Origin of the sequence: Kitasatospora sp. NPDC059817 (assembly GCF_042731835.1) — a bacterium.
GTDB lineage: Bacteria > Actinomycetota > Actinomycetes > Streptomycetales > Streptomycetaceae > Kitasatospora.
Genome location: NZ_JBHWIR010000011.1, coordinates 58,267 through 60,563, shown reverse-complemented (window position 1 = coordinate 60,563; position 2,297 = coordinate 58,267). Strand labels below are relative to the sequence as shown.

At 73.8% G+C, this 2,297-nt stretch carries 2 protein-coding genes; one reads left to right on the top strand and one right to left on the bottom strand.

The window, feature by feature from the left end:
• The first annotated feature begins 90 nt into the window (after positions 1–90).
• A complete protein-coding gene (locus ACFV61_RS04240) occupies positions 91–267 on the top strand; it encodes a hypothetical protein (protein WP_380490072.1) in 177 nt (58 codons plus the stop codon).
• 66 nt (positions 268–333) lie between these two features.
• On the opposite strand, the gene ACFV61_RS04235 is transcribed toward ACFV61_RS04240, so the two are convergent.
• Entirely contained in the window at positions 334–2,163 is a 1,830-nt protein-coding gene (locus ACFV61_RS04235; RefSeq protein WP_380490070.1) for an ABC transporter ATP-binding protein, read from the bottom strand.
• Positions 2,164–2,297 lie beyond the last annotated feature (134 nt).

The window sequence follows — 2,297 nt, the reverse complement described above, 5'->3', positions numbered from 1 at the left end:
CCGCGCGCGCGCTCACGGTTTGCCTCTCTGCCTACGGAGCGGTCTCCCCGCCCCGGCCCCCCCCCGCCCCGGGCCACCCCCCCCCCCCGGGTGCGCCCCAACCCCACCCCCACCCCCGACCCCGACAACACCACGCACGCGACCTTCAGCGCGGCCACCGCCGGGACGAGCGACATCACCTGGATCTGGCGCTGCGCCTTCCCGGACCGCGGCTCGGCCTGCCCGCCGTTCGTCTACTACCTGCGGACCACCATCGTCGTCTCCTGACCGCACGCACTCGAACGGCCGGGGTCCGCAGTCTGCGGATCCCGGCCGTTCGGGTGGGGGCGAAGGTCACCCGGGCCCGTGGCCCCGCTCACCGGGAAGCCCCGCCTCGGACGCGTTCACCGCGACGGCCTCCGGGCGCCCGGCGGCCGATCCCGCGAAGCGGGGGCGCGGGGCGTCCGGCGGCTGGAGGGTGAGGACGTGGTCGGCCAGCGGGAGGAAGGCCGGGTCGTGGGTGATCAGGATCGTGGTGCGGCCCGCCATCAGGCGGCGCAGCGGGGGGATCAGCTGCTGGACGGTCTTCGGGTCCAGGCCGGTGGTCGGTTCGTCCAGGACGAGGACCGGCGCGCCGCGCAGGAAGGCCCGGGCGATGGCGACGCGCTGGGCCTGCCCGCCGGAGAGCTGGAAGCCCTCGTCGCCGATGACCGTGCCGTAGCCCTGCGGCAGCGCGGTGATGAAGCCGTGGGCGCCGGCGCTGCGGGCGGCGCGTTCGATCTCCTCCTGCGGGGCGTCGGGCCTGCCGTAGGCGATGTTGTCCCGGATGGTCGCGTGGAAGAGCTGCGCCTGCTGGGGCAGGAAGCTCATCGCCCCGCGCAGCGAGGCGATGGTCAGGTCCTGGATGTCGGCGCCGTCGAGGCGGACGGTACCGGCCTGCGGGTCCAGGAAGCGGACCAGGAGCTTGGCGAGCGTGGACTTGCCGCTGCCGCTGGGGCCGATGACGGCCAGAACCTTGCCGGGGCTGACGTCGAAGCTGACGTCGGACAGCACCGGGGCGTCGTAACTGCCGGGGTAGGCGACATGGACGCCCTCGAAGGAGACCCGGCCGCGGACCGCGCCGGCGTCCCGCGCGGCGGGGCTCTCCCGGACCGGACTGGACAGGTCGTGGATCTCCAGCAGGCGTTCGCCCGAGGCGCAGGCCGCGCCCGCAAGCGGGACGAGCCCGGCGAGCTGCTGGATCGGCTCGAACAGCTGCGCCATGAAGGCGGCGAAGGCGAGCAGACCACCCAGGCTCAGCTCGCCGCGGATCACCTGGAGCGCGCCGACGCCCACCACGACCAGCCCGGCGAGCATCTGGAGGACGTTGAGGAGGGGCTGGTAGAGGTCGGACATCCGGGCGGCGGAGAGCTCGGCGTCCAGCAGGGCCTTTCCCTCGCGGTGCACCCGCTCGACCTCGCGCTCCTCCTGGCCGCAGGTGCGGGTGACCACCACGTTGCGCAGCGTCTCCTCCAGCAGCGCGGTGACGCCGCCGGCACGGCGCTGGACCTGCCGCTCCCGGATGCGGATGCGGCGCCCGAAGAAGCCGGTGGTGAAGATGAACAGCGGCGCGACGATCAGCGCCGCCAGGGTGAGGGGCCAGCTCAGGTAGAACGCCGCGCCGGCGAACAGCACCAGGCTGGTCGAGGCCACCGCGCCCTCGACCAGGCCGGTCGCGACCATCTGCTCGATCGTCGCGATGTCGGCGGTCATCCGGGCCACCAGGTCGCCGCGCCAGCGGGTCTCCAGGGTGTCGGGCGGCAGGGTGTGCAGATGGGCCAGTGTGCCGGTCCGGAGCCGGAGCAGGTAGCGCTCGGCGATCCAGGTGCCGGTGTAGGTGCCCGCGAAGGTGAACAGCGCCGCCGCCGCGGCCGCGGCGAGCATCGTGCCACCGAGCGGCCAGAACTCGGCGAAGTGCCGCGGCACCAGGACTTCGTCGATCAGGTCCTTGAACATCCAGACCGAGACGACCTCGCCGAAGGCGCCGAGAACGAGCAGCACCGCGCTCAGCGGCAGCCAGCGCACGTCCGGTCGGACCCACGGCCAGAACCGCCGGAACAGCTCACGCAGCGAGATGACGGGCGAGTCCGCCACCGGCCCCTGGTCGATGGCCCGGTCGGCTGCCCGGTCCTCCGGACCCCCCATGGGCGTCGCACCGTGCATGGAGGAACCCCACTCAGGATGAGGGGCCGGGGGGGTTAACCCCCGCCCCCCGGGGGGGGGGGAGTGCGGGGGGGGTATCACCCGTCTCGTATTAAACACACACGCGGCCCCCCCCA

Excerpts from the sequence above, each read along its gene's own strand:
- ACFV61_RS04235 (WP_380490070.1), bottom strand. The coding sequence starts at position 2,163 with ATGGGGGGTCCGGAGGACCGGGCAGCCGACCGGGCCATCGACCAGGGG.